Source organism: uncultured Shewanella sp. (assembly GCF_947495455.1).
GTDB lineage: Bacteria > Pseudomonadota > Gammaproteobacteria > Enterobacterales > Shewanellaceae > Shewanella.
The window spans coordinates 1-5,181 of sequence record NZ_CANLZC010000185.1; the positions used below are offsets into that span (position 1 = coordinate 1).

Genomic DNA, 5,181 nt, shown 5'->3' on the forward strand with positions numbered 1-5,181 from the left:
AGAATATAGTTATGTGCTGTATAACTTGGCTCACTTCACAATCAGTATTCATTGTTTATGAGCCAGAAAAGTGGGGAGCCCTCAGTACCCGTGATACTTAACATGTTAATTTCTTCCGTATCTTGAAGTTATATTCGGATGGGTATAACTTGAGTGGATCTTTGGCGATGCGAGTAAGGAATAGCATGAAACTGGAAATGATTTGTACTGGTGAGGAAGTATTAGCAGGCCAGATTGTTGATACGAATGCGGCGTGGTTCGGTAATGCCATGATGGAGCAAGGCATAGAGTGTGAGCGCCGAATTACAGTGGGTGATAGGCTTGAAGATTTAGTGGCGGTGTTTCAAGAGCGAAGCGTCGAAGCTGATATTATTCTAGTGAATGGCGGGCTTGGGCCCACCAGCGATGACCTATCTGCTGAAGCCATGGCCTTAGCTAAAGGTGTGGGCTTAGTAGAAAATACTCAGTGGCGACAAAGATTAGAAGACTGGTTTTCTCGTAATAATCGCCCTATGGCTCACAGTAATCTAAAACAAGCTTTGCTACCGGATACGGCGATTATGATTGATAATCCGGTGGGCACTGCCTGTGGGTTTGCGGTTAAATTAAATCGCGCTTGGCTGTTTTTTACGCCTGGCGTGCCTTTTGAGTTTAAACAAATGGTGACTGAGCAATTTATTCCTTTTGTGAGAGATAAATTCGATTTAATGACGCAAGTTGCCTTGAAAAAAATGCTGACCCTTGGGCAGGGAGAGTCCAGTCTTGCCGATAAATTATCAGACATCAATTTACCCACAGGGGTGACCTTAGGTTACCGCTCTTTCATGCCTTATATTGAGATTAAACTGTTTGCGCGAGGTGAAGAGGCTATAGCCTTATTGCCAAAAGTCGAAGCGCAAGTGATAGGGTTACTGGGGAATGCCATAGTGGCTCATGGCAAGGTGAGTTTAGCCGAAGAAATTCATTCCACGCTTTTACATTCAGGTAAAACTTTGAGTATTGCAGAGTCTTGCACGGGTGGCATGATAGCCAGTCAGCTGGTGGACTTTGAAGGGAGCTCAGCTTATTTACATCAAGGCTTAGTGACTTACACTAACGAGTCAAAAGTGAAACTGCTGAATGTGAAGCCGGAAACCTTGGACGATTATGGTGCGGTTTCAATTGCCACAGTAGAGGAAATGGCCAAAGGCGTAAGAGGGATTTTAGACAGTGATTATGCTTTAGCCACCAGCGGTGTGGCGGGCCCAAGCGGAGGCACGAATGATAAGCCCGTTGGCACAGTGGCCATCGCACTGGCTACCAGTAATGGAGTGTATAGCCAAATGATTAAGTTACCTAGACGCTCACGGAATTTAGTACGCAGTTTAAGTACGGCAGTGGCTTATGATATGTTAAGGCGTGAACTTGCTGGTGAAGCTGTGATTGTCGATTATGGCTCTATTGGCCGCTTTAGTAAATAACTTGATATGAGGCAAGAGAGCATTACGTCAGGTTAAGTCACCACTTTTCTTGGAATAAACAGCAGCTTTATCGTCTGCTGTTTATCCTTTCTTTTCGAGACCATTTAATCACTAAAAATTAATCACTAAAAATCAGTGAAATCTCACCGGGTTTGACTTCAATACGTTTGGTCATTTTAGCTATGATCGCTTGTTTAGTGTCATTGGTATCAAGCACATATACAGGTTGGGTCGATAAAAATTCCGTCAAATAACGCATTAATTGGGGTGAAAGAGGCTGAATGAGTTTCTCTATTTTTTTATTGTCTGTTTTCAGTTCGTCAAGTGTTAATTGGTGTAAATAGATGCTGTGTTTTTCGGCATCATACCAAGGTTTAGCCTCAAATTTAGCATAGAGCTTGGCATCAAAGGGCTTTAAAGGATTATTGATGGTGACATGTGTGGTGGCCGATACGCTCATCATATCAGGCTTTTCACCTAGCTTGACTTGAATATCTGTGATGCGCATTTCCATGCCTAACACATCATTACCTTGCTTTTTATCGTAAGTGATTTCTTTAGATAAATAAGAGGTTAATTCGCTTTCCGTCACGCTGTATTGACTGACACAGGCACTTAAAAAAAGCATGAATGGCAGTAAAAATAAAAGAGGGAGTGATCTTGATAATTTCAATGTGTGGGCCTATAGACTTGCCAAATGGAATGATTGAGTAGTCTATCATTTTCAAATCCCTTGCCCAACTCAATGAGTCGAGCAAGGGGGGTGATGGTATGGTTAAACTAGCCAGTGTTTCGCATACCAGCAGCCACACCAGCAATGGTGAGCATGAGCGCGAGCTCTGCATTGCTCGATGGCGCGTCTTGTTTACGAGTACGAGAGAGAAGCTCAGCTTGCAAGAAGTTAAGTGGATCGATATAAGGATTTCTTAATTCGATAGACTTTCTATTCCAAGGGGTGAGTGTCATTAAATCATCTGATTGAGTGAGGGCCAATATGGACTCAACGCCGAGACTTAAGCGTTCTCGTAAGGTTTTGCCTAAATGCTGTAAATGTGGTGGTACTAAATAAGTGTCGTAATACTCTGCTAAATTAGGTTCCGCTTTGGCGTAGACCATTTCAAGCATGGAAATGCGGGTTTTAAAGAAAGGCCAGTTTTGTACCATCTCTTGTAATTGTGCCAGCTCCCCCCGCTCTTTTGCCGCCTGAATAGCTTCACCTGCTCCTAGCCAAGCGGGCAGCATGAGTCGGTTTTGCGACCAAGCAAAAATCCAAGGGATCGCTCTTAGGCTTTCAATGCCGCCATCTAATTTTCGCTTGGCTGGACGGCTACCCAGTGGCAGTTTTCCTAATTCGACTTCGGGAGTGGCAGCGCGGAAGTAATCGACAAAATCAGGCTCTTCTCTCACTATGCCGCGGTAAGCCAAAACAGAGTCATCGGCTAATCTTTGCATGCTTTCTCGCCACTCAGGTTTGGGTTCTGGTGGAGGTAACAAGGTGGCTTCCATGACTGCTGAGGTATAAAGCGCTAAGCTTTGCACGGCCAGTTTGGGTAAACCGAATTTAAAGCGGATCATTTCACCTTGCTCGGTCACACGCATACGACCATCAACTGAGCCTGGTGGTTGAGATAAAATGGCATCATGAGCGGGTGCACCGCCTCGTCCAACGGTACCACCACGTCCATGAAATAAGGTTAATTTGATATTGGCTTGTTTACAAATGGCGACCAATTGTTCTTGAGCATTATATTGGGCCCAGGCGGCCGCCATAACGCCCGCATCTTTGGCTGAATCGGAATAACCAATCATGATTTCTTGATGGCCTTTGGTGTAGCCTCGATACCAATCGTTAGCAAAGAGTGCAGTCACACAGGCTGCGGCATTGTTTAAATCATCTAATGTTTCAAATAAGGGCACAACACGCATAGGGTGCGGGCAATCCATTTCTTTGAGCAATAACAATACCGTTAATACATCTGATGGGTTACTGGCCATTGAGATCACATAAGAGCCAAGGGCTTGCTCAGATTGTTGGGCGATAAGGCGACAAGTATCTAATACTTCAGTGACTTCAGCAGAAGGTTGCCATTGATGAGGGAGCAATGGGCGTTTGCTGGTCAATTCACGCAGTAAGAAGGCTTGTTTTTCATCTTCCGTCCAATGATTAAAGTCCCCCATACCTAAGTAGCGAGTGAGCTCGGCAATCACATCCGCATGGCGTTGAGCATCTTGCCTGATATCTAGCCTAAGTATATGGACACCGAAACAGGCGATACGACGCAGAATGTCCAGCAGCAAGCCATTGGCAATCAGCTTCATGCCACAGTCTGATAAGCTGTGATATAAGAGCATTAAGGGCGTTTTTAGATCGTTTTTATGCCAAATAAGCTCGTCAGTATTTGAGGAGCTCACTTGACCATTTAATCTTTGTTCTAAAAAGCTTTGTGTGTTCTCTAGTCGGCTTAATAATGTTTTGAGTACATAACGGTAAGGCTCTTTAGCATTATGGGTAAAGGCGTTAAGTGCCTCATTGGCTTTGGGCATAGATAATTCATCGTATAAATTGTCTATGTCTTTGAGATAGAGTTTGACGGCGCATAGTCTATTTTTATCTAAGACTTCTTGAGTGACGTTGGCTGTGACAAATGGGTTGCCATCTCTGTCTCCGCCCATCCAACTGGAAAAGCGAATAGGCGCAATATCGATAGGCAGCTGCTCACTCGTGCGCTCTTCAACTAATGTATTAAGCTGTCTTAAAAAATCGGGAATAGCTTGCCATAATGAGGTTTCTACTGTGCATAAGCCCCAACTGGCTTCATCGACGGGAGTTGGCCTAGTTTCTCTAATTTCGTTGGTGTGCCAAATTTGAGCAATTAATTGGCGCAGGCGTAAGTGATATTGTTTCTTTTGTCGCTCGCTTATCTGCTGGTTCTCTAATTGACCGAGCGTGTCGACGATGGCGGCATACTTTTGAATCAAGGTGCGTCTTGATATTTCTGTTGGATGGGCCGTTAAGACGAGATCAATATCGAGACTTTTAAGGCAGTCGAGCATAGATTGATGATCTATATCACTGTCGAGCATATGGTTGAGAAGTTGTTCAACGGGATCGGGAACACAGACAAGTTCGTCGCAATTATGGCTGATGGTATGGAATTGCTCAGCGATATTAGCCAAGTTTAAAAATTGGTTGAAGGCCTTAGCAAAAGGCACTAATTCGTCGTCGGGAAGGGCATTAAGCAAAGTTAGCATTTCTTCCCGCGCGCCTTCTTTTCCTTGGCGAGAACTTTTTGCTAAATGACGAATTTGTTCGATTTTATCTAGAAAAGCTTCATCGAGATCCGTGCGTATCGTGTCACCCAGAATTTGCCCTAAAGTGCCTACATTTGACCTTAAGGATGCGTATATATCTACCATAAAAAGACTCCAAGCACGTTAATATAAAATTATCTCAATATAAGGGTCCATTATTATTGTTCTTGTTATTTTCAATATTTTTCACGACAAAATAATCCGCGAACTCTCCACCTTACTCAGAATTTAGGGTCTGGGTCAATATGTGGAGCTTAGGTTATTTTGTTAATAGCGTTCTAAATATAGTCTTTTTCTGGTGAATGTGAGGGGAGAATATTGCTGGTATAACGGGCTAATGCCAGTAAGTTAAGCTTATTGGCATTTTTTATTTCTAGCATATCGCTGTGGTCTTCGTTTGACTGCTCGG

At 43.7% G+C, this 5,181-nt stretch carries 3 protein-coding genes; 1 reads left to right on the top strand and 2 read right to left on the bottom strand.

Annotation, left to right across the window (positions count from 1 at the left end):
* Positions 1 to 185: 185 nt before the first annotated feature.
* Positions 186 to 1,460, top strand: coding sequence for a CinA family nicotinamide mononucleotide deamidase-related protein (locus tag Q0791_RS24375; protein ID WP_299011859.1), 1,275 nt, complete (start codon positions 186 to 188; stop codon positions 1,458 to 1,460).
* A 118-nt stretch (positions 1,461 to 1,578) separates the two neighbouring features.
* Here the strand turns inward: Q0791_RS24375 and Q0791_RS24380 are convergent, their stop codons facing one another.
* Together Q0791_RS24380 and ppc are read right to left on the bottom strand one after the other, a co-directional pair.
* Positions 1,579 to 2,088 (bottom strand): DUF1439 domain-containing protein, encoded by a 510-nt coding sequence (locus Q0791_RS24380; protein WP_299011861.1) that lies wholly within the window; start codon positions 2,086 to 2,088, stop codon positions 1,579 to 1,581.
* A 152-nt stretch (positions 2,089 to 2,240) separates the two neighbouring features.
* Positions 2,241 to 4,877, bottom strand: coding sequence for a phosphoenolpyruvate carboxylase (gene ppc, locus Q0791_RS24385; protein ID WP_299011860.1), 2,637 nt, complete (start codon positions 4,875 to 4,877; stop codon positions 2,241 to 2,243).
* Positions 4,878 to 5,181: the final 304 nt, after the last annotated feature.

Bases quoted from the DNA above. Each gene is read 5' to 3' on its own strand.
- Q0791_RS24380 (WP_299011861.1), bottom strand. From the start codon at position 2,088: ATGCTTTTTTTAAGTGCCTGTGTCAGTCAATACAGCGTGACGGAAAGC.
- ppc (WP_299011860.1), bottom strand. From the start codon at position 4,877: ATGGTAGATATATACGCATCCTTAAGGTCAAATGTAGGCACTTTAGGG.
- Q0791_RS24375 (WP_299011859.1), top strand. From the start codon at position 186: ATGAAACTGGAAATGATTTGTACTGGTGAGGAAGTATTAGCAGGCCAG.